This window comes from Microbacterium sp. NPDC097977, assembly GCF_040302605.1.
GTDB lineage: Bacteria > Actinomycetota > Actinomycetes > Actinomycetales > Microbacteriaceae > Microbacterium.
In genome coordinates, this window is sequence record NZ_JBEOUR010000038.1 from 1 (window position 1) to 22,707 (window position 22,707).

19 protein-coding genes are annotated in these 22,707 nt (G+C 66.9%); all 19 read right to left on the reverse strand.

Annotated elements, in window-relative coordinates; genetic code table 11:
• Positions 1 to 426: 426 nt before the first annotated feature.
• Positions 427 to 639, reverse strand: coding sequence for a hypothetical protein (locus ABTZ43_RS10145; RefSeq protein ID WP_350538694.1), 213 nt, complete (start codon positions 637 to 639; stop codon positions 427 to 429).
• Between the two features lie 98 nt (positions 640 to 737).
• Positions 738 to 1,667 carry a M23 family metallopeptidase gene (locus tag ABTZ43_RS10150; RefSeq protein ID WP_350538695.1) on the reverse strand — a complete coding sequence of 310 codons (930 nt, stop codon included), beginning with the start codon at positions 1,665 to 1,667 and terminating at the stop codon, positions 738 to 740.
• 68 nt (positions 1,668 to 1,735) lie between these two features.
• Positions 1,736 to 2,239: a hypothetical protein gene (locus ABTZ43_RS10155; RefSeq protein WP_350538696.1), complete on the reverse strand. Its 504-nt coding sequence runs from the start codon at positions 2,237 to 2,239 to the stop codon at positions 1,736 to 1,738.
• A 78-nt stretch (positions 2,240 to 2,317) separates the two neighbouring features.
• Positions 2,318 to 3,823: a sugar transferase gene (locus ABTZ43_RS10160; RefSeq protein ID WP_235564189.1), complete on the reverse strand. Its 1,506-nt coding sequence runs from the start codon at positions 3,821 to 3,823 to the stop codon at positions 2,318 to 2,320.
• A 96-nt stretch (positions 3,824 to 3,919) separates the two neighbouring features.
• Complete coding sequence (locus ABTZ43_RS10165) at positions 3,920 to 5,701, reverse strand: DUF4012 domain-containing protein (protein ID WP_350538697.1); 1,782 nt, start codon at positions 5,699 to 5,701, stop codon at positions 3,920 to 3,922.
• Positions 5,702 to 5,769: 68 nt separating this feature from the next.
• Positions 5,770 to 6,894, reverse strand: a complete 1,125-nt coding sequence (locus tag ABTZ43_RS10170) for an alginate O-acetyltransferase AlgX-related protein (protein ID WP_350538698.1) — start codon at positions 6,892 to 6,894, stop codon at positions 5,770 to 5,772.
• A gap of 10 nt (positions 6,895 to 6,904) precedes the next feature.
• On the reverse strand, positions 6,905 to 8,362 hold the full coding sequence (locus ABTZ43_RS10175; protein ID WP_056419978.1) for an MBOAT family O-acyltransferase: 1,458 nt from the start codon (positions 8,360 to 8,362) through the stop codon (positions 6,905 to 6,907).
• 8 nt (positions 8,363 to 8,370) lie between these two features.
• On the reverse strand, positions 8,371 to 9,396 hold the full coding sequence (locus ABTZ43_RS10180; RefSeq protein ID WP_350538699.1) for a polysaccharide pyruvyl transferase family protein: 1,026 nt from the start codon (positions 9,394 to 9,396) through the stop codon (positions 8,371 to 8,373).
• A complete protein-coding gene (locus tag ABTZ43_RS10185; RefSeq protein WP_350538700.1) occupies positions 9,393 to 10,577 on the reverse strand; it encodes a lipopolysaccharide biosynthesis protein in 1,185 nt (394 codons plus the stop codon). Before ABTZ43_RS10185 ends, ABTZ43_RS10180 begins: the two co-directional genes overlap by 4 nt.
• A complete protein-coding gene (locus ABTZ43_RS10190) occupies positions 10,574 to 12,034 on the reverse strand; it encodes a hypothetical protein (protein WP_350538702.1) in 1,461 nt (486 codons plus the stop codon). The genes ABTZ43_RS10185 and ABTZ43_RS10190 overlap by 4 nt, the downstream gene beginning before the upstream one ends.
• Positions 12,034 to 13,098 carry a glycosyltransferase gene (locus ABTZ43_RS10195; protein WP_350538703.1) on the reverse strand — a complete coding sequence of 355 codons (1,065 nt, stop codon included), beginning with the start codon at positions 13,096 to 13,098 and terminating at the stop codon, positions 12,034 to 12,036. The genes ABTZ43_RS10190 and ABTZ43_RS10195 overlap by 1 nt, the downstream gene beginning before the upstream one ends.
• Entirely contained in the window at positions 13,095 to 14,096 is a 1,002-nt protein-coding gene (locus ABTZ43_RS10200; RefSeq protein ID WP_350538705.1) for a WaaS/CpsH family glycosyltransferase, read from the reverse strand. Before ABTZ43_RS10200 ends, ABTZ43_RS10195 begins: the two co-directional genes overlap by 4 nt.
• Positions 14,093 to 15,238 (reverse strand): NAD-dependent epimerase/dehydratase family protein, encoded by a 1,146-nt coding sequence (locus tag ABTZ43_RS10205; protein ID WP_056419962.1) that lies wholly within the window; start codon positions 15,236 to 15,238, stop codon positions 14,093 to 14,095. The genes ABTZ43_RS10200 and ABTZ43_RS10205 overlap by 4 nt, the downstream gene beginning before the upstream one ends.
• Before the next feature lie 87 nt (positions 15,239 to 15,325).
• Positions 15,326 to 17,494 carry a hypothetical protein gene (locus ABTZ43_RS10210; RefSeq protein WP_350538707.1) on the reverse strand — a complete coding sequence of 723 codons (2,169 nt, stop codon included), beginning with the start codon at positions 17,492 to 17,494 and terminating at the stop codon, positions 15,326 to 15,328.
• Positions 17,495 to 17,543: 49 nt separating this feature from the next.
• Complete coding sequence (locus ABTZ43_RS10215; RefSeq protein ID WP_350538708.1) at positions 17,544 to 18,212, reverse strand: VanZ family protein; 669 nt, start codon at positions 18,210 to 18,212, stop codon at positions 17,544 to 17,546.
• Positions 18,213 to 18,320: 108 nt separating this feature from the next.
• A complete protein-coding gene (gene tuf / locus ABTZ43_RS10220) occupies positions 18,321 to 19,511 on the reverse strand; it encodes an elongation factor Tu (RefSeq protein WP_045253854.1) in 1,191 nt (396 codons plus the stop codon).
• A 147-nt stretch (positions 19,512 to 19,658) separates the two neighbouring features.
• Positions 19,659 to 21,776 carry an elongation factor G gene (gene fusA / locus ABTZ43_RS10225; RefSeq protein ID WP_045253855.1) on the reverse strand — a complete coding sequence of 706 codons (2,118 nt, stop codon included), beginning with the start codon at positions 21,774 to 21,776 and terminating at the stop codon, positions 19,659 to 19,661.
• 84 nt (positions 21,777 to 21,860) lie between these two features.
• Complete coding sequence (rpsG, locus tag ABTZ43_RS10230; RefSeq protein ID WP_042538706.1) at positions 21,861 to 22,331, reverse strand: 30S ribosomal protein S7; 471 nt, start codon at positions 22,329 to 22,331, stop codon at positions 21,861 to 21,863.
• A 5-nt stretch (positions 22,332 to 22,336) separates the two neighbouring features.
• Positions 22,337 to 22,705, reverse strand: a complete 369-nt coding sequence (rpsL, locus tag ABTZ43_RS10235; protein ID WP_017201609.1) for a 30S ribosomal protein S12 — start codon at positions 22,703 to 22,705, stop codon at positions 22,337 to 22,339.
• Positions 22,706 to 22,707: the final 2 nt, after the last annotated feature.

Here is a 22,707-nt window from a genome sequence, read left to right on the forward strand (position 1 = left end):
ACGTGCTGCAGGGAAGCCCCGCTCGACGTCTGTAGCATCCCCATGCCTCGCCCCGCTTGGGGAGGGCGTTCAGTGCGAGGGGGCACACCGAACGCGAGGACACCGACGTGAAGGGACGTCGGAATCCTCGACCGAGGGCGCGGCGATGAGACCGCCGCGCAGGCGGGATGACGTCAGAGCGCACAGAGTGCGCACGTCGCACGATGATCCCCAAAATCGTTATCCCCAGTTTGACGCGGTCAGCCGCGTGAAGTCGGAACGTCGAACCCCTTCGACATTCCTGATCGCAAGTTCCCCAGGCGATCGAGATTCAGTGTAATGGAACGACGCTGTGAAACGCGATACCACCACGCGGAATACTTGGTCCCGATACAGAGGAGCGGCGGCTCCCCCGGAGCGGAGCCGCCGCTCGTGTACTCGAGAGCTCTACTCGTTGCCGACGGCCTTGTCGGCGGCGTCGCGGATCTCATCGATCTTGTCGGCCGCGCCCGGCGCGATCTTCTTGGCGAAGTCGGCGACGCCGTCGAGGACCTTGTCGCTGATGTCCTCCGCCTGCTCGCTCTTGACCGCCTCGGCGATCTTGTCCTTGTTCTGCTCGTACAGGTCCTTGCCCTTGTTGACCGTTTCCTCGATACCCATTGCGGGCCCCCTTGTGTGAGATCACCTGCGACGGATGCCCGACGCACGTACATTCTGCACGGAACGGGTGCGCGGTGGAAGGCGTTCGGCGATCCGGGCTACGAGAGCCAGTAGTTCTTCTTGACCGTCACCCGCTGCACCTTGATGCCCGCGTTGAGCGCGCGGATCTGCGAGTACAGACGCAGTCGCCCCGAGAGGAAGTACGGAAGGGTGTACACACCGAAGGTGGGCGTGTTCGGTGCGGTGTCCGCGGTCGCGGGGATCTCGAGAGACGGCTGGACCGCGGTGTCCACGACGGCGCCGGATCCGTTGAGCGACTCCGCGATCACACGGATCTGGAATCCCTTCGTCACCCCGGCGGCATGGATGTAGATGTTGAGGTCCCCGGTCTCCTTCGCCAGAGAACTGCTCTCCGCCAGAGAGAAGAAGTTCGCGGAGACGGGGATGGGCGTCCAGGTCGCGAGAGGGAGGATGCCGTTCCAGGCGTAGGTCGTGGATTGGTGGGTGGGCACAGGATCCTCCGGTTGGACGTAGTTCTCGAAGTCGACTGAGTTGGTGAATCCCAGCTGGAGCGGCGTGCCGCCGATCCACAGGGAGACGTGGACGTGGGATCCGTAGCCGCCTTCGCTGCCGAACCCGGAGGCTCCGGACTCCGCGATGATCTGTCCGCGGACGACCCTCGTGCCGGGAAGGACCGCACTGGAGCGCAGGTGCAGATACCGGATGTAGTTGCCGTCGTCGGCGCGGAGAGCGAGATATCTGCCCGTCGCCGTGGTGGTCGTGTCCTTGCGATCGACGATGACCCCGTTCGCGGCTGCGCGCACCGGCGTGCCGATCGGGACGGCGTAGTCGGTGCCGGGCTCGCCCGACGGCGGATTCCGGTTCCTGTGGTCCTGCCAGGTGCTGGAGATCCGGACATCGCCGCACGGCCGCGCATAGGTGCCCGCTGCCGTCGCGGAGAGGGAGGGCGACACGAAGTCCCACCCGATCGCTGCCGCACCGAGTGCCGCCCCGGCTCCGATCAGCATCGCTCGGCGTGAGAAGAACGGCTGAGCGCTGTGCGGCGTCGAGGGCTCGGAGTCCCCCGGCTCGCACACTAGCGATCGCCCCCCTCGTTCTCGCCGCGGATCAGGTTCTGGATCTGCTCTTCGGGCAGCTGCTCGATGGATCCCGAGCCGAGCTCGAGCTGATGCTCGGCAGGTGTTCCGCCGATCGTGCAGACGGACTGGCCCTGGTAGCCCATCGTCGCGGCGGGCACGATGACGAGCCATTCCGGAGTGACGATCCGCTGCTCGATGCGGGTGTTCGGGATGTCGAAGACGACGTCGGGAGCGTAGCTGGAGACGGTCGCGTCGATGCAGATCTGCGCGAGCTGCTCGAAGGTGAAGGCTCCGTACTGCGGAGCGGGTGACGCGGTCGGCTCCGGAGTGGGCTCAGCCGTCGGCGCCTCGGTGGTCGGCGTCGGATCGGGAGCCGACGTGGCCGTCGACGTGGGAACGGGGTTCGATGCACCGGGGTCCGCAGCGCACCCCGCGGCTCCTCCGAGCGCGACGATGGCCAGAGCACTCGCAGCGAGACGCGTCGCAAGGGGGGATCTCATGATCTTGAATGTACCCAGAGCGATGGCTCGCACGACGTTAGCGCCCGGTCAGTCGCCGGGATTCGTTCGGAATCCCCGTCAGTGCGCGCTGGCTCCGGGAGCGACGACCGCACGGATCGTGCGGAAGAGGATCACGACATCCTGCGTGAGCGACCAGTTCTCGACGTAGTAGAGGTCGAGACGGATCGTCTCCTCCCACGACAGCGTGGAGCGACCGCTCACCTGCCAGAGACCGCTCATACCCGGCTTGACCGCGAGACGGCGCAGCGCGATGTCGTCGTACAGAGCGACCTCCGCGGCACGCTGCGGACGGGGCCCGACGAGGCTCATCTCGCCTCGGAACACGTTGATCAGCTGCGGGAGCTCGTCGATGGAGTGCTTGCGCAGGAATCGCCCGATCTTCGTGATGCGGGGGTCGTCGGCCACTTTGAACAGCGGGGTCTCGCTCGAACCCTGCAGGTCGAGAAGGCTGGCCAGCTGGTCGTCCGCGTTGGCGACCATCGAGCGGAACTTGCGCATGCCGAATGTCCTGCCGCCGCGACCGATGCGTTCCTGATGGTAGAAGATCCGACCGGGGCCGTCGATCTTGATCGCGATCGCCGTGACGAGGAAGACCGGCGAGAACAGCGCGAGCAGGAGCACGGAGCCCACGAGATCGAACACCCTCTTGAGGAAGCGGTGGGCGCCCTCCATGCGCGGGAAGTCCACGTGCACGAGCGGCAGGCCCGCGACGGGACGCGAGTGCAGTCGGGGGCCGGCGACGTCGGTGAGCGCGGGCGCCATGATCATCTGGATGTCACGGTCCGCGACCGCGTAGCCGAGCCGGCGCATCGTCTCCGGATCCATGTCGTCGGATCCCACGATGATGAGGGCATCGATGTTCGCCGCATCGAGCGCCTTGTCGGCGCTGCGGATGTCGCCGAGAACCTCGAGCTGAGGCATTCCCTCGGAGGGGACGCCGTCGGTGATGACGCCGACGATGGTGTACCCGCTGTCCTTGCTGCGCCGGATCTGCTGCGCGACGTGCTTGACCTTGCTCCGCTCCCCGATGATGACGGCGCGATGGGTGTACTCGTCTTTGCGCTGTCGTCTACGGAGCCACTGCCGCCAGATCCACCGAGAGGCGAGGAGGAGGACGAGACCGACCGGGAAGATCAGCGCGAGCAGCAGCCGCGAGATCTCCATGCCGAGGAAGAAGGCGACCGCGACGGTGAAGGCGAAGACGGCGATGGTCGCGTCGGCGATGCGGCGGTACTCGAGGATGCCGTGGCCCACGATGTGGTGATCTCGCGTGTCGATCGCGTCGAGTCCGACGAGCCAGGCCGCCCCGATGATCGCGAGAACGATGACGTAACTGATCCGGGGTCCGTTCGGCCAGGACACGGCCACCGTCATGCTCGGACGCGAGAGGAGCCAGGCGGAGACGAGGGTGAGGGCCAGGACCAGGACATCGCTGTAGAACAGCCGACTGGCGTATCGACGGGGCCACTCACCGCGCCTGCGCTTGTGCGGCTGCTGCCGAGAGTCCGACGACGTTCGGCCCTTCGACTGCCTCGGTACCGCATCCACAGCTATGTCGACCACCCTGTCCCTCCGGCGCGAACCGCTGACCTCTCAGCGAATTCACTGAATCGGCAGTCAGTTTACTCCAGTCACTGTGACTTCGGGAACATCGGCATATCAGTTGCAGGAATCGGTGATGCCCGGCTCGACGGAATTGATCATCGGGTTCGTCTGCACCGCGACGGGCCCGAAGGTCCCCGAGCCCGTGAAGGCCGCGGTCACGTCCACCCGCTGGCCCGGCGTGAACCACGCCTCGAATCGCGCGGTCGGCCGGCCGAGGTCGTCGATCCCGTGCGACAGGATGTCGATGCGCTCGCCGTTCACCTCCACGTTCGACACCGTCGTCCCGGGCGGGCCGTAGATGTAGATCCAGTCGCGGAAGGTCGTCCCGAAGGTCATGCTCTGGATGTACCGCGGCAGCGCGTCGGCCTCCTCCTGAGTGATCGGCAGCGCGAGCGCGGCGTTCACCGAGAAGGTCGTCGAATCCGCCTCGCACGTCTCTGCCACGGTGATGGCCGTGCGGGTGTAGTAGTCGATCTTCGATCCGTTGCTGTTGTTGAAGTAGACCCCGAGGGTGGTCTCCTCGTCGTTCTCGGTCGGGAGGACGCCGCTGACTCGCTCGCCGCGGATCGCCTCCTCCACCTTCGGGTCTTCGCTCCACACGAGGATGCTCCCCTGCGCGGCGCTCTCGGTCAGCGCGGTCGCCATGTTCTTGAGGTCGAACTGCCCCGAAGCGACCCTGTCGAAGACGGCGCCTGCGGCCGCCGCGAAGAACCCGTCGACCAGTTCCGGGTACTTGTAGCTGTCCCAGCGCTTGTACACCTCGTTGAGGAGGAGGGACACGGCGTTCTCCGACGACAGGGTGTCGCCGGTCACGAGCTCGATCGGTCCTGTGGCGACGAGGATCCGGGAGAGGGCGAGCGGGTCGATGGAGATCACGCCGTCGATCTGGTCGGCTCCGATGTCGCGCTGCCACCACGCGCGCATGATCTTCGCGGCGGTCGGGAAGTCGGGCCGACTCATGCTCGTGTTCACGTGATCGACCAGGAAGCTGGAGTAGAGATCGATGGCGCTCTGGTCGACGGGGACGTCGACGGCCACGCCGTTCTGATAGCTGAGGCTGCTGCCCTGCGCTCCCATCGTGATCGCGCCGTTGTCCACGTGGATCAGGGTCTGCGAGGCGGCACTGCCTCCCAACGCGAGCGACTCCGCATTGTTCTGGAAGACGAGCAGATAGTTACGCGGACCGTCCGCACCGAGGAGAGTGGGAAGCAGGTCGACGGCGGGTGCCACCCCGTCCATGACCTCGGCCACCTGGTCGACTCCGCTGCGCACCGGTCCGACCAGAGCCGTCGATTTCTGCACCTCGGCGATCTCGTCGGCGAGCTGCCCGATCCGAGGCGCCTGCCCCTTCGCGACGTCGAGGATCTGGGTGATGAGCGATCCGCTGGCCGCGTCGGCGGACAGCACCGGCATCGCGATGTCATTGATCAGCACGTCGACCGATTGGGCCGCGAGACGAACGCCACGCAGGTTCTCGCCGGCGACGGGCACCCACTCCACTGCGGCCCACACCGGATCCGACGCCGCCGCTGCGGCGCTCCTCGCCGGCTCGGAGATCTTCTGGACGGTCTCCTTGGGGTCGGCACCGTTCTGCAGCTCGCCGATGAGCTGCTGGCTCTCCTCGAGCCCGTTCTTCACGGCGAGGGCCTTGAAAGCCACCCAGCAGGCGATGCCGAGCAGCACGATGACGACGATCGCCACGATGAGCCAGGCGGTGCGCGCGCCCCGTCGTCGCGGCTTCTTCTCTCCGGCGTGCGTGTCACGCACCGCGGCGTCGCGATCGGCTTGCTGCTTCTGCGCAGCTTCACGCGCTGCTCGTCGAGACGTAGGGGTCACGCTGTGATCCTACCGGGGGGCACCTGACACGCCGCTGAGCAGCGTCCCGGGGCATCGCCTCGCCGGAGTCAGCCGATCACTCCGGCGAAGTCGGGCCATCCCGGCTCCACGGCGTTGCGCTGCACGCGCTCAACGATGACGTTGTCGTAGTCCGCGACATCCTCGTAATCGGCCAGCGAACCGAAGGTGACGTCGGCGAAGAACGGAGCGAGCTGCGTGGCGGCGTGGGTGCGCAGGAAGGAATCCCCCAGGATCAGGGTCTTGCCCGGGACGAGTTCCGCCTCCGTGGATGTGGACGACTTGTGGGTGAGCGTCGTCCCCTCGGAGTTCACCACGGTGTCGGCCGTCGTCGTCACTCCCGGACGCTCGTAGAGCTTCTCGACGCGCTCCACGGTCTCGGTCAGCCCCATGTTGCGGAAGAGGTCCGGGATCACGACCTCCCCCGGAGCCGTGGTGGTCTCGTCGAGGTCGGACAGCACGGAGCTGGAGACCACGCCGTCATCGACGAGCTTCTCCAGCAGCGCCCTCGTCCACACGGCGGCGCCATCGGCGTTCCAGTGGCTGTCACCGAAGTAGTACGCGCCGTCGTCGCGCCCCTGCCTCGACGAGTCGGCGCGCTCGAGACGGTCCCAGAGCGTGATCAGCGGAAAGTCCTGAGCCTCGCCCCAGCCGGCGAAGGCCGAGCGGACGCGATCGGAGCAGTTCAGGAGGGAGTCGCGCAGCACTCCGAGTTCCTCGTCCCGGATCGACGACTTGTCCGGCGCCAGGGTGTAGACGATGTAGGCGCCGTTGCCCTCCACGGCGGCGGTGTCGTCCTGGAGCTGCTGATGCACCGCGTCGATCCGCGCCGGATTCCCTCGGCACGGGTAGATGAAGTCGACCGCGAAGAAGGGTTCGCGCCCCTCACCGAGCCAGGTCGTGCTGTTCGGGCTCATCCCGACGTCGTTCGACACCGCGCCGGCGACGTGGACGACCGGCACCTGCGCGCCGAGCCGATCTCTCAGAGCGCGGTCGACGTGGGCGAATGTCTCCGCCTCGGTGAGCGCCTGGGGCGAGACGGCCGGGAACTCGACCTCGGCGCGGTTCTGGCTCTCGGCGACGTCGCCGGGAACCAGCCACAGGGAGAGAAGCAGCAGGCTTCCGCCCACCGCGGCGACGGGTACGGCCCTGCGCCGCAGCCAGGTCGTGAGCATGGGGCTCTCCTTAGAACTGGAAGTAGAGGAACGGGCTGAAATCGCTCAGGAGCACCATCGCGATGGTCACCACGAACAGCGGAGCGGCGATCACCCATCCGCGCACCGCGGAGACGGTCTGATCGCGCAGCGAAGGACGGAAGAGGATCTCGAATGCGGTGTTCTTCGAGGTGGTGAAGAACGCGAGGAGGCCGATGAGCAGCGCCGCCAGCGTGAACGGGGTGATCGCCGTGATGAGCTGAGGCGCGATGAAGTCCGTCGGGCCGGTGAACATGGCTCTCCAGATCCGCCCCGTCGCATCGAGTTCGGTCGTCCGGAAGGGCACCCAGGCGAGGATCACGAAGAACGCCGTGAGGATGCGCCGTGCGACCAGGAATCGTCGGGAATCGCGCAGACCCGTCGCCCGTTCGAACAGCATCGCCGCGGCCTGCAGCCCACCCCACAGGAGGAACCCGGCCAGCGCCCCGTGCCAGATGGATGTCAGCGTGAACACCGTCAGCAGCGCGCCGTACTCGACCAGTCGGCCCTTGCGGTTTCCACCCATCGGGATGTACACGTAATCGCGGAACCATCGGGTGAGGGTGATGTGCCAGCGCCGCCAGAACTCGCTCACGGAGTGCGACGTGTACGGGCTGCGGAAGTTCTCGGGGAAATGGAAGCCGAACATCGCGGCCAATCCGATGGCCATGTCGGAGTATCCGCTGAAGTCGAAGTAGATCTGGACGGCGTAGGCGACGGCCCCGATCCACGCGGTGGGCATCGAGAGCTGGCCGGAGAACGCGGCGCTGTCGAACATGGCGTTCGCGAGCTGACCGGCGCTGTCCGCGATGAGCACCTTCTTCGCGAGCCCCCAGGCGAACCTGGTCGCCCCGTAGCCGAACCGACTCGCGGTGATCGTCCGCGAGGATTCCACCTCGTCCTTGATCTCCGCATATCGCACGATCGGTCCGGCGATCTGGTGCGGGAAGACGAAGAGGTAGAGGAGGTACGCCGGAAAGGACCGGGTCAGAGGGGCACCGTTCCGGTACGAGTCGATGACGTAGGAGATCCCGTGGAACGTGAAGAAGGAGACGCCGAGGGGGAGGATCCAGGATTCCGCCCCCGTCAGCGCGGCGATGTGGACGGCCCCCGGCACCCCCTGGATGGCCAGCTGCGGGAGGTACTTGAACAGCACGAGCGGGACCAGCACGATCGCCAGGGCCACGGCCAGCGGCACGCGTGCCAGAGGGGCACGGCCGGTCGCATGACGCCGACGCGCGTAGCGCCACATCGCCCAGGCCGCGCCGAAACTGAAGATCGACACCCAGAGGATCGCGCCGATCGCGCTGCCCGCCCCCCAGTAGTAGAAGACGATGCTCATGGCGAGCAGCCACCAGTTGCGCGACCGTCCGCGCACCGGGAGCAGGTGATACCCCAGCATCGTGAGGGGCAGGAACAGGAAGAGGAAAGTCGGGCTGGAGAAGACCATTCGCGTCGTTACCGCCCCGTGCCGACGAAACCGACGAGCAGGTCGTCGAGCGTGCGGTCCGCCGTCACGACGGCAGCGTCGAGAGCGGCCGTGTCCGCCAGGGTCGGATGCACGTCCCCGATCTCGGACGTCTCGGCGACTCGCGCGATTCCGAAGTCCTCCGCGAAGGTGACGACCTTGGGGAGCGCCGACAGGGCGACCATCGGGACGCCGCTGAGCATCGCCGCGTACAGCGCGTGCATCCTCGACCCCCAGACCGATTCCGCCGAGCGGATCAATCGGAACGCCTCGTCCCAGCCCATGGGCTCTGTCACCTCGTCGAACGCCGCCCTGGCCTCGACGGAGAGGGAGTCCGCGTCCAGGAACGAACCGCCCTGCGACATGTTCAGGAAGACCAGACGACGCCCCGGCCGCTTCAGTGCCTCCACCTGGCCGGCAGTCAGGTGGCGCGCATGCTCTCCGTTGAGCGCGACCACGACGGGCGCATCATCCGCGGCCTGTCCGCGAGGATCGAATCCCATCAGCAGGCTGGCATCCGCTCCGAGCATCGCCGTCCCCTTCAGCGTCTCGCGGACGCGGGCGGCGCTGCGCGTGTCGCGCACCCACACCGGCACTCCCCTGACCGCGAGGCGCAGCAGAGTCCGTGCTCCCACCCTCTCGACGGGATCGCATCCGACGCCGTAGAACGCCACCTTGGTCCGGGTCAGACGAGCGAGGACGCTGCTGGCAGCGCAGAGCCGCGGAAGGCCGCCCCAGCCGCCCGGGATCTCGCGGGCGTCGTCCTGCAGCAGGGTGCCTCCGCCGATCACGAGGGCGTCGACGTCGCGCAGAGCGCGCAGGAGAGCGCCCACTCCGGATAGTCTCAGACGCGCCTCTCCCCCCGTGCGTGCCGAGTCGCCGAAGTCGGCGGCGATGGCGTCGTGCCCCTTCGCTCGCAGTGAGGCGACGAGGGCGTCGGTCAGCATGGCATCGCCCAGGTTGACGGGGCGGTTCAGCTCCGAGGTGCGGTCGGAGCTGATGACGAGAATCCTCACTCGGATCCCTTTCGGCGTAGGGGTCGCATCGTGGTGCGAAGGATGATGATGGTGGTGGCGAGGAACACGACCTCGATGATCGGCGCGGAGAGCGCGAGTCCTCGAGGTCCGGCGGCCAGGATGAGCGACGGAACGAGTATGACCGCGAAGATACCCGTCAGGACGGTGACGACGAGTCTCTGACGTACTTTCTCGGAGCTGAGCAGATAGGCCACCACCGAGTAGTTGCCGCATTTCAGGGCGAAGGCGAGAGCGATGGGCACGAGGTATTCCAGGGGCACCTCGATCGTGAACACCTCGGTGACGATCGGCCACGCCAGGATGAGCATGACGGCGAGGATCACACCGACACCGGTGAACAGCATCCAGACCCTGCGCGCATCCAGCGAGCGGAATCGGGGGATGAGCTGGACCGTCGCGGTGGCGGGGAGCAGCTCCAGCGCCTGGACGATCCGGTATGTCACCGCGAACACCGCGGAGACCTCGAGAGGCAGCATCCCCGCGGCGAAGAGCATGGGCGTCTGGGAGTAGGCGCTGCTCAGCATGCCTGTGACGCCGATCTCGAGCACACGACGCGCGAGCTTCGGCTCTCGCTCCGTCTGCTCCGGGAGACCGCGACGCACCACGAGGAACGTGCCGATGAAGGCGATCGCCGAGACGAGCATCACCGCTGCGACGAGGTCGACGCTCCCGACCAGGATCGCGAGACCGACCAGGGCCATCTTGCACAGGCCGTTGAGGATGTCGGGGAAGGCGAAGAGGTGGTCTCGGCGCTGCACGAGCCACGGAGACTTCGCGGTCCTCGCCATGGTGTCGAAGGCCTGCGCCAGAGAGAGGGCGATCAGGACGAAGAAATGCGGTGTCGCGATGCCGTCCGGGGCGATCAGGATCGCGAACCCGAAGAAAGCCACGGGCCCGAGAAGCGCGAACCCTCCCTGCAGCGCGAGCACGCGACCGAACGTCTGCAGACTGTGCCGCTCCGGACGCAGACTCAGAAGAAAGGGAGCGCCGCCCGCGTCGCTGATGATCGCGAAGGACGCGAGCACCCCGAACCCCGTCACCAGGAAGTGCTGCGTCTCCCCCTCGGTGAGCCTGGCGAACGCGAGCAGCACCGTCAGCTGGGCCAGACGGAGAAGGACCGTGCCCCCGGTGGGGGCGCCGAGCCTGAGAAGTCGTTTCATGGCGCCGGCTGTTCAGCGGGACGCGATCGAGACCGGATGCGGCGCCATGGGACGAGCAGCAGCAGCACGACGATCAGGGCGAGAACCGACAGGTAGCTCAATCGGTAGAACACCGGGAACACGTCGATCGCGGCGACGTAGACGAGCATCAGCATGGCCGCCTGCTCGAGTCCGATCCCGTTCACCGCGCGGGCGGCGATCAACGACATGGCTCCGAGGACGACGCCGGAGAGGAGCGGCACCATCGCGGCGCCCACCCAGTCGAAGCTCACATATCCCCAGACGGACGGGGGCAGCCGCAGTCCACCCGATCGGATGTCCTCGATCGGCGTGTTCGGATTGAGCGTCTGCAGAGCCCACACCGACGGGTTCCAGGGGTTGTTCCCGGGAAGCAGTCCCCCGAGGAACGTCCGGCCGAGCGTCAGTTCGTGTCCGGGCAGCCACGCGTTCAGGAAGGCCAGCTGGTCCTTGATGTCGGGCGCTCCGGACGCGATGCCCGTCAGCAGGCTCTCGGGCGATCGGACCATCGACTGGTACTGCTTGACCCCGAGGAGGGCGAGAACCGCGTACATCGCACTGCCTGCCACATACGCGGCGACGAGCACGACGGCGTACAGGATCCGGAAGCGGCGATAGAACGCGATGAGGATTCCGAGGGCGAGCAGCAGCCCGCTGATCGCCGGCTCTCGCAGAAGCGAGAGGAGCATCACACCGACGGAGACGGCCAGCAGCACGACCCAGTAGACGCTCCGCCGACGCTTCCACGCGTACACCGCGACGAGGGGCATCAGCAGCGGGATCACCGTGGTGGTCAGCCGGTACGGGATGGACACGACCTGGTACGGCTCGTGGTACACGCCCTTGAAGAACTTCGCCGCGTTCGGATCGGCGGCCAGGGCCGGTGTGAACCCCATCACGAGGAAGCACACGAGGAGGATCACCACGCACGCCGTGACCACCAGGAGCACCCGCTGCCGCACCCGGTCCTCGGCGTCGTGCAGCACGCGCTGGATGCGGACGACGGGGCCACGATCGCGCACGAACCGCGACGCGAGGAGCCTCCCGATGAGCACACCGGCCGTCATCGCGACGAAGCCCAGGGCGACGAGGCGGAAGTACAGCGCGGATACGCCCGGCGACGGCAGTTCGAGCCAGTCGAGCCCGAACACGGGAACCACGTACGCGGGAATCGAGAAGGCCAACTGGAGGTGCGCCGGGATGTTCCACCGATTCGGCCACGCGACGTACGAGGCGGTGGCGGTGCCGACCAGGGACACGCAGAGCACGACGTTGCGGACGCCTTCGATCCACGGCCCGTGCCCTTCCGCCACGGCGGGGAACGCGAGGGACACCAGCACGAGCGCCGCGGACACGAGCATCACGGTCGGCACCCAGCCGAGTTCCCCGAGGAACCCCGCGCCCCGTCGCGAAGCGACCGACTCCCCCCGTGCTGCCATCACTCGCCTCGCACCTTCGTCCGCGCGCGTGCGCGCAGCGAGTCCCGTACGGTGCGGACCGTGTCGGACCACGGGTGCGCATCCGCTCCCCGTTCCGGTCCGGACGCCCGCGCCCTGAGGATCGCGCCGGCGACCGACTCTCCGGTCGCCTCGGCCGGAACGACCCGGTCTCCGTGGATCTCGACGAGGCCGCTGTCCGCGGTGACGACGGTGGGCACTCCGAAGTACGCTCCCTCGACCACCGGCATGCCGTATCCCTCGTCGCTGGACACGAGTGCGAGGACGGATGCCGAGCTCACCGACCGATGGAGGGTGTCGTCCGTGACGAAACCGGGGAACTCCACGAGATCCGAGACCGATGCGACCTCGGCCTTCGCTCGGAGCTCCTCGCGATAGTCGCCCTTGGCTCCGAGGACCACCAACCGGTGATCCTCACCGTGCCGGCGCAGCACCGACACCGCGTCGATCACGAGCTCCGGCCGCTTGCTGGCGAAATGGCCGAAGGTGAGGATCGTGGGAGTCCCCTGATCGACGATTCGCTCGACGCCCCATCTGCGTGCGTGATCGTCGCCGTTCTCGGCCACCACGAGGCGAGCCGGCCGAGCGAACCTCTCCGTCTCCCGCCGCGTCTTCTCCGAGATGGCGAAGGTCGTGCCGGCACGGCGGATCGACAGCTGCCACAGGCGACGGTACAGACGCTGCGCACGGCCGAACTCGGCCGGGTTCAGCCTGTGCCGCCAGTCGTGGATGAAGCACGCCGTGCGGTCGGAGGGGACGAGGGGACTCACGATCGTCGAGAGCGAGAGAAGCGCGTCGGCATGCCGGCGGCGGAAGACCTGCGCGGTCCAGAAGATCTGACCGGTGTACCGCGCCGCCTTGCCCTTCGCCGTGACGACCTCCACGCCCTCGACGCCGCGGAAGGAGTCCTCGAGCCAGCTGTACCCGAGGACGATGAGCTCGTCCGCGGGGAACACCTCGGTCCACGTGCGGATGAGCTCCTCGGCGTGCACACGCATACCCCCGGACTCCGCGGGTGCGCCGAGCGCATCGATGACGATCCTCATACGTCGCCCCCCGGGGTCACGTCGCGGAGGAACTCGCCGACCCACGCGTCGATGCCGTACTGGTCGAAGTCTTCCGCGGACCACTCGTCGTCGAGGGTCGAGACCCATTCTCGGACGGCGTCGCCGTCGATCGAGTCCGCATCGCGGGGAACCACGAGGATGCGCGCGGGGTCGTAGAAGCTCTCGTCGAGGATGGCGCGATTCGCGGTGATCAGCGCGGCGCCGCTGCCCAGGGCCTCGAAGGTCCGCATGGTGAGTCCGTCCTGGCCGGGGCGTTGATAGTCCACGACGGCTCGCGAGGACCCGAACACCTCGGCGACGCGCGACCGCGGCATCTTGTCGACGCTGACCTCGCGGGCGGCGATACCGCGCATCCGGCGGTCGAACACGCGCTGGAGTGCGAAATACCATCTCGCCGGGGAGTAGAAGAACGCGAAGCAGCGCTCAGGGCGAAGGCTTCGGACCACGCCGTGGTAGAAGCTGTATCGATCCGAATGCAGGGTGCCGACGAACGATGCGTCGAATGCCCGCTCCCGGCCCCTGACCTCCGCGAACTCCCTGGCGAAGAACAGCGACTTGTACCGCAGGTCGTCCCGCGCCGCCACATCGCCGCGGTCGAAGGAGTACCGCACATCGAGATCAGGGAACAGGTCGACGCATCGACCGCTGTTCGCGAGGGAATCGAACGTGTAGAAGATCCGCACGGCGTTCGGGTTGCGCTCGGAGAAGGCACGGAGCACGTACGGAGGCAGGTTCTCGCCCTTGATGATGAGCAGCGCATCGTATCGGTGCTCGCTCATCTGTCGCACGATGTCGTCGAAGTGCGCACGCACACGTCGTGCCGCGAGCTTCGGAGCCACGCGCAGGACAGCGCGCGAGACGGCGGAGTTGCTCGGCCGCTCGTCGAACCGGTCCACCTGGACCCCGCGGTCGCGAAAGGCCTGGGCGATCGATTCCTCGTACCCGAAGAACGAGGGCGTGATGAACGCGAGCCTCACGAGTTCACTGAACGGAGAAGGCCGCGATCCTGGAGCTCTCCGAGAGACCCCTTGTACGCGTCCGCATCGGTCTGTTCATCTCGAGCCCACTCGGCGAAACGCCGGATCCCTTCCTCCACCGAGAGCTGCGGGGCGAACCCGAGCAGCCGCTCTGCCTTGCGGAGGTCGGCGTAGTTGTGGCGGATGTCGCCGAGACGGTAGTCGCCGCTCACGTAGTGGTCGGGTTCGACGGCGTACGCCGCTCCCAACAGCTGCAGGACGCGCAGGACGGTGGTCGGCTCGCCCGACCCGACGTTGATCGCCTGCCCGTCCGCGGTGTCGCTGTCGATCGCCGCGACCGTCGCCGCCACGACGTCGTCGATGAAGACGAAGTCGCGCGACTCCTCGCCGTCTTCGAACACGTTGATCTGCCGCCCCGCGAGCAGAAGCGAGGTGAAGATCGACAGGATCCCCGTGTACGGGTTGGTGAGCGACTGCCCCGGCCCGTAGACGTTCTGGAACCGGAGGGAGACGGCCTCGATGCCCTGCGATCGCGCCGCGGTCAGAACCAGCTGCTCCTGAACCTGCTTCGTGATGCCGTAGATCGACGACGGATGCAGAACCGACTCCTCGCCCGTGGCGATGCACGTCAGCGGCTCACCGTCATCACCGACGACGTCGAACACACCCCGCGACAGCTGCTCGTCGGGGCGGTGCTCCGGGTATCGGACCGCGCCGGTCGCGTCTTCGTAGGCGCCCTCACCGTAGACCGAACGCGACGACGCGACGACGACACGGCGCACCGGGTGGTCCGACTCGGCGATCGCCTCGAGCAGCACGGCGGTGCCCCGGATGTTCGCGTCGACGTAGCGCTCGATCTCGTACATCGACTGACCGGTACCGGTCTCCGCCGCGAAATGGACGACGACGTCCACACCGTTCAGCGCGCGCTTCACGTCGTCTCTGTCGGTGACCGATCCCCGGATCACCGTCGCCACTTTCGCGGCGACGGGATAGGTGGCCGACGTGGTCTCGGGGTCGGGGCCGTGGACCTGCTCGCTCAAGGTGTCGAGCACGATGACCTCATCGCCACGCTCGTGGAGGCTGACCGCCAGCCGCGACCCGATGAACCCGGCGCCACCGGTGATGAGTACTCGCGACATACCAATACTTCCGTGAAAAAGAGACAAAGACGCGGCCAATCGTATCAGCGGCTCCGACGCGCGCCTTCTCGTCCGGACGAGCGGCGATCAGTCGTTGTGAACCAGATACACGGGGGCCTCCCCGATGTCGAGGGAGTCCTCGGCGTCCACCTGCCGTCCGTTCATGTCGAGCACCTTGCCGTCGGGAAGGTCCTCCACCGCCACGGACGCCGGAGCATCCGGGGCCCAGGCGGCGGTGATCGTGCGCCCGTCCGCGGCGGTGAACGTGTACGCATTCACCCCTTCACCCCAGTTCTCCTCCGCGGAGAACGTGGCTCCGCCGAGCATCCTCTGGCTGACGGCGAGAGCGATCGCGGAGGTCTTGGGCTGGTAGGTGTTCGGAGTGAACGTGCTCGCGGTCTCGAAGAATCCAAAGCTGGCTTCGTAATTCGACCGGTCGGAACCGGTGTCCGCCAGCGTGAACCAGTAGATGCTGTCGACGCCCGCCCTGAGCGCGATCGGAGCCGTCTGCGCGGTGTAGGCCGCCTGCTCGTCACGGCTGACCCACCCGTCCACCGTGGCCCATCCCATCTCGGTGAAGGAGATCGGCACATCGACGCCGGGCTTGGCGGCGGCGATCATCCCGTTCAGCTCCTGCAGCTGCGAGTCCAGGAGCGTGGGTCCTTCCGGCTGCGTGTAGGGGTGGAAGGTCAGGACGTCGACGTGATCCAGCCCCCCTTGCGCGATGAACGGCGCGAGCCAGTCGAAGCGCACCTGCATCCCCGCCGTCGAGGGGCCGTAGACCGTCGCGGCGGGGTTCGTCGCCTTCGCTGCGGCAGCGGCCGGCACCAGCATCCGCATGTAGCAGTCGGGCGTCGTGCCGCACGCTCCCGTGTTGAAGATGTGGTCGTACTCGTTGTAGATCTCCGTGAGACCGCCGCTGGCGGGGTACTTCGACAGGAGCGCGCCCGTGTAGGCCGAGTAGCCCTGCAGCCCCCGATCGGTGGACGGCGTCTTGCCCTGGTCGTAGAGGGGGTTGTAGTACGCGGGGACGGTCAGGACCGACATGCCCGCCGTCTCGTACGCGCCCATCACCTGGTCGATGTACTGCGGGTAGGTGTACACCCCCGGTTCCTTCTCGATGCGCTGCCAGGGAACTTCGAACCGCACGCTGTCCGCCCCCAGCATCGCGAGCGTGGCGGGCGCGTTGGTCATCCGCGCCACCCCGCCCTGGAAGTGAGCGGCGATGCCGATCCCCGAGGGGACCCCGTTGCGCGGCGGCACGACCCCGAAGGTCGCAGATCGTTCGATGAGCTGACCCGCATGGTGCATGGAGATCTTCACCGTGTACAGGCCGGGATCGCTGTACACGACCGGAACCTGCACGAGCCCGTCCTCGAACGTCGACACGCCCCCGTACTCGGTCTCCCCGCCGGACACGCACCAGGCGATCGTCGTCGCTGCGGCGACGCGCGTGCGCACGTTCAGGTCCCGGGAATCGGGAGCTCCGTCGAAGAGCAGAGTCGCGTTGTCGATGCTGAGAACGGCCGAGGTGTCTTCGAAACCGCCGTTGACGAGCAGCTCGGTGCCGTTGCGCTGCACGGTGAGCCCGTCGATCAGCACCTCGCCCTGAAGCGACGTGATCTCGATGGCCACGCTCAGCGACGCCATTCCGCGCGGGACCGTGTAGCTGACGGAGGTATCCGCCCACTCGGCGCCGTCGGGGATGGCGAGACGCTTTGCCACGGCGTTCGGGCCGAGGACGATCGACACCTGGCTCCCGGCCGTCGCGGCCTTGCTCGAGAAGGCGACCGTCAGGGTCTCTCCGGTGGTGACCGGGACGGACTGCTCGAACCTCTCGGGGACCGGCGGCTGCGCGCCCGTCCCGCTGGTCAGAGACAGGGACGTGAGCCCCTCACGGACATCCTCCGACGCGGAGAAGCGCGTGGTGGCCGCCGTGTCGTTGAGCCGCTGCTCCCATCCGCCGAAGGCATCGTCCGCTGCCGCGGGCGCCAATCCGGGAGACGAACCGTCCCCCTCGGGCGGAGCCGTGCATTCTCCCAGGGCAGGCTCCACCTGCGTCTGCGACTTCGGGATCGGCGCCGGTCGCGCCTCCGCGCGCGCCTCCCAGGGACGGAACACCAGCAGGGTGGCTACGAGCGCCACGACCAGCACACCCGCGATGGACAGCAGGATGATCTTGCGGGTGGACAGCGTACGCGCAGCGTGCGCTGCAACGGTCGGCGAGGCTTCTGCGGGAGTCGTCGGCTCGTTCATCATGCCCAGCCTATGTCGTCGGCGGAGGGGCGCCGTGCCGAGGTGCCGGTCATAGCGGGAGGCGGACGGTCGGGGCGTCGCCGGTCTCCCAGAAATCCGCATCCAGCACGCGGGTGACCGGGTCGGGCTCGGCGATGCGGGCGGCGGCCGGCGCCGGCATCTGGTGCGAGGAGGCCGCCGCCTGCGCGCGTGCCGCGTTCTGCCTCTGGAGCTCGGCGGCCGCGGCGCGACGCTCCCACAGTTCACGTTCGATCTTGGTGCGGTCCCTGGCGTGGATCATCGCGCGCAGGATCATCGCGAGCAGCAGACCGAGGTAGCCGCCGATGGTGTTGGAGAGGACGTCGAGCACCGTCGACACCCGCTCGTCGAGCGCGATGCCCTGGGTGAACTCGATGGCCCCTGAGAACGCGGGCAGCAGGAAGATCGCCACCCACCACGCCGAGCGGGCGAGGGCGAGACCGAGCAGGAAGCCGAGAGGGACGAACATGCCGATGTTGGCGGTGAATTCGAGCTTGTCGTAGCCGAACGACTGCGGCACGCCGATGTTGTGCAGAGCGCGCAGCACGCGCCCGGCGATGCTGTCGAACTCGAGCTGCTCGGGCTGCGGCCACATGGTGACGAGCAGCACGAAGGATGCATAGACGACCAGCAGCAGCGTCGATACCCACAGCCGCGCGTAGCTGCGCGGCGGCGGCGGACCCACCTGGATCTGCGTCATGACGGCGTTCCTCCTCTGCCCTGGTCGGGCGACGGCGGTGACGGAAAAGGGATGTACGACAAAGGGGCCGGACCCGAAGGTCCGACCCCTGTGTCAGGAAGCAGAAGCTTACTTGATGATCTTCGTGACCGTACCGGCGCCGACGGTGCGTCCACCCTCACGGATGGCGAAGCCGAGGCCCTCCTCCATGGCGATCGGCTGGATCAGCTCGACCGTCACGTCGGTGGTGTCGCCGGGCATGACCATCTCGGTGCCCTCGGGCAGCGTGATGACGCCGGTGACGTCGGTGGTGCGGAAGTAGAACTGCGGGCGGTAGTTCGTGTAGAACGGGTTGTGACGCCCACCCTCATCCTTGGACAGGATGTACGCGGTGCCCGCGAAGTCGGTGTGCGGCGTGACCGAACCCGGCTTGACGATGACCTGGCCGCGCTCGACGTCCTCGCGCTTGGTTCCACGGAGCAGGAGACCGCAGTTCTCGCCGGCCCATGCCTCGTCGAGCTGCTTGTGGAACATCTCGATACCCGTGACCGTGGTCTTGACGGTCGGACGAAGTCCGACGATCTCGACCTCGGAGTTGATGGCCAGCGTGCCACGCTCGGCGCGGCCGGTGACGACGGTTCCACGACCGGTGATCGTGAAGACGTCCTCGACGGGCATCAGGAACGGCTTGTCCTTGTCGCGCACGGGGTCGGGGACGTTGTTGTCGACGGCCTCCATGAGGTCGAGGATGGACTGGGTCCACTTCTCGTCACCCTCGAGTGCCTTCAGAGCGGAGACGCGGACGACAGGAGCGTCCTCGGCGAAGCCCTGCGAGGCGAGGAGCTCGGAGACCTCGAGCTCGACGAGCTCCAGGATCTCCTCGTCGTCGACCATGTCGGCCTTGTTCAGCGCGACGAGCAGGTACGGCACGCCGACCTGCTTGGCGAGCAGAACGTGCTCACGGGTCTGAGCCATCGGGCCGTCGGTGGCCGCGACCACGAGGATCGCGCCGTCCATCTGCGCAGCACCGGTGATCATGTTCTTGACGTAGTCGGCGTGGCCGGGGGCGTCGACGTGCGCGTAGTGGCGCTTCGGGGTCTCGTACTCGATGTGCGAGATGTTGATGGTGATACCACGCTGGCGCTCTTCCGGCGCCGAGTCGATGGAAGCGAAGTCGCGCTGCACGTTGGTGTCAGACGGGAACTTGTCAGCAAGCACCTTCGAGATCGCTGCGGAGAGCGTGGTCTTGCCGTGGTCAACGTGACCGATCGTTCCGATGTTGACGTGCGGCTTGGTCCGCTCGAACTTGGCCTTAGCCACTGGGTCCTCCTCAGGACGTCGTGTAGAGGTGACCGGGCACTGGATTGCGACCGGTTCTCTACGGGTTAGTTTCTCAGTTTAGTAGAGAGGGAATGTGAAGTTGTAGGGGACCTGGGAGTCGGGCCTGGGCCCGACTCCCAGGAAGTGTCACTCGCCGCCGTTGTTCTTCTGGACGATCTCGTCGGCCACTGCGCGGGGAACCTCAGCGTAGCTGTTGAACTCCATCGAGTAGACGGCGCGGCCCGAGGTCTTCGAGCGCAGGTCGCCGATGTAGCCGAACATCTCGGACAGCGGGACGTGTGCCCGGACGACCTTGACGCCTGCGGCATCCTCCATCGACTGGATCTGGCCACGACGCGAGTTCAGGTCGCCGATGACGTCGCCCATGTACTCCTCGGGAGTACGCACCTCGACCGCCATGAGCGGCTCGAGGAGCGCCGGGCTCGCCCGACGCAGGGCTTCCTTCATACCCATCGATCCGGCGATCTTGAACGCCATCTCCGAGGAGTCGACGTCGTGCGCCGCACCGTCGACGATGGTCGCCTTGACGCCCACGATCGGGTAGCCGGCGAGCACGCCGACGTTCATCGCGTCCTGGAAGCCGGCATCGATCGAGCCGATGTACTCACGCGGGATGCGACCACCGGTGACCGCGTTGACGAACTCGTACGTCTTCTCGTCGTCGAGGTCGAGCGGCTCGATGTTGAACTGGATCTTCGCGAACTGCCCCGATCCACCGGTCTGCTTCTTGTGCGTGTAGTCGTACTTCTCGACGCCCTTGCGGATCGTCTCGCGGTACGCGACCTGCGGCTTGCCGACGTTGGCCTCGACGTTGAACTCGCGCTTCATGCGGTCGACGAGGATGTCGAGGTGCAGCTCGCCCATGCCCTTGATGGTCGTCTGACCGGTCTCGGGGTTGAGCTCCGTGCGGAAGGTCGGGTCCTCCTCAGCGAGCTTCTGGATGGCGACACCCAGCTTCTCCTGGTCGGCCTTGGTCTTCGGCTCGATGGCGACCTCGATGACCGGCTCGGGGAACGTCATCGACTCGAGGACGACCGGCGAGGCCGGGTCGGTCAGGGTGTCACCGGTGGTGGTGTCCTTCAGACCGATGACGGCGTAGATGTTGCCCGCCGTGACCGAGGGGACCGGGATCTCCTTGTTGGCGTGCATCTGGAAGATCTTCCCGATGCGCTCCTTCTTGCCCTTGGTCGAGTTGATGACCGCGGCACCGGAGTCGAGCTGACCCGAGTAGACGCGCACGTAGGTGAGGCGACCGAAGAACGGGTGCACCGCGACCTTGAACGCGAGGGCTGCGAACGGGTCCTTCGCGTCGGGGTGACGCTCGATGATCGTGTCGTAGTCCTTCGGGTCGTGCGCCTCGATCGAGCCCACGTCGAGCGGGTTCGGGAGGTAGTCGACGACCGCGTCGAGCATCGGCTGCACGCCGCGGTTCTTGAACGCCGAACCGCAGAGCACCGGGTAGATCTCGGAAGCCACGGTGAGCTTGCGGATCGCGCCCTTGATCTCGGCGACGGTCAGCTCTTCGCCACCGAAGAACTTCTCGAGCAGAGCGTCGTCGGTCTCGGCGACGGTCTCGAGGAGCTGCTGACGGTACTCGTCGGCCTTCTCCTTGAGGTCGGCCGGGATCTCCTGGATCTCGTAGGAGGCGCCCATGGTGACGTCACCCTTGGAGTCACCCGCCCAGACGAGCGCACGCATCTCGACGAGGTCGATGACGCCGATGAAGTCGTTCTCCGCGCCGATCGGCAGCTGGATGACCAGCGGCTTGGCGCCGAGGCGGTTGATGATGGTGTCGACGGTGAAGTAGAAGTCCGCGCCGAGCTTGTCCATCTTGTTGACGAAGCAGATGCGGGGGACGTTGTACTTGTCGGCCTGACGCCACACGGTCTCGGACTGGGGCTCGACGCCCTCCTTGCCGTCGAACACGGCGACAGCGCCGTCGAGGACGCGGAGCGAGCGCTCCACCTCGACCGTGAAGTCCACGTGACCGGGGGTGTCGATGATGTTGATCTGGTTCTTGTTCCAGTAGCAGGTCACGGCGGCAGACGTGATCGTGATGCCGCGCTCCTTCTCCTGCTCCATCCAGTCGGTGGTCGAGGCACCGTCGTGGGTCTCGCCCAGCTTGTGGTTGACGCCCGTGTAGAACAGGATGCGCTCGGTCGTGGTGGTCTTGCCAGCATCGATGTGAGCCATGATGCCGATGTTCCGAACCTTGCTCAGGTCGGTGAGCACGTCTTGTGCCACAGGAGTGTCCTTATCTTTTTGGCAGTCGTACTGCGAAGAGGGGGTGCCGGCCCTCGGCGTGTGGCCGAGGGCCGGCGAAGCTGTTTACCAGCGGTAGTGAGCGAACGCGCGGTTCGACTCGGCCATCTTGTGCGTGTCTTCACGACGCTTGACGGCGGCGCCGAGACCGTTCGACGCGTCGAGGATCTCGTTCTGGAGACGCTCGGTCATCGTCTTCTCGCGACGGCCCTTGGCGTAGCTGACGAGCCAGCGCAGCGCGAGGGTGTTCGCGCGGTGCGGCTTGACCTCGACCGGAACCTGGTAGGTCGAGCCACCGACGCGGCGGCTCTTGACCTCGAGAGTCGGGCGCACGTTGTCGAGCGCCTTCTTCAGAGTGGCGACGGCATCCTGACCGTTCTTCGCCTCGACGCCCTTGAGGGCGTTGTAGACGATCGACTCGGCCAGCGACTTCTTGCCGTCGACCAGGATCTTGTTGACCAGCTGGCTGACGATCGGAGCGCCGTATACCGGGTCGTTGACGACGGGACGCTTGGGGGCGGGACCCTTACGAGGCATTGGACTCAGCCCTTCTTCGCGCCGTAGCGGCTGCGAGCCTGCTTACGGTTCTTGACGGCCTGGGTGTCCAGGGCGCCACGGACGATCTTGTAACGAACACCGGGGAGGTCCTTGACACGACCGCCACGGACGAGCACAAGGGAGTGCTCCTGAAGGTTGTGACCCTCACCCGGGATGTACGCGGTGACCTCGGTCCCGTTGCGGAGCTTCACACGAGCGACCTTGCGCATCGCCGAGTTCGGCTTCTTCGGGGTGGTGGTGTAGACGCGGGTGCAGACCCCGGCCTGCTGGGGGTTCGACTTGAGCGCCGGCGCCTTGGTCTTGGTGACCTTGGGCGAGCGACCCTTGCGAACCAACTGCTGAATGGTTGGCACGT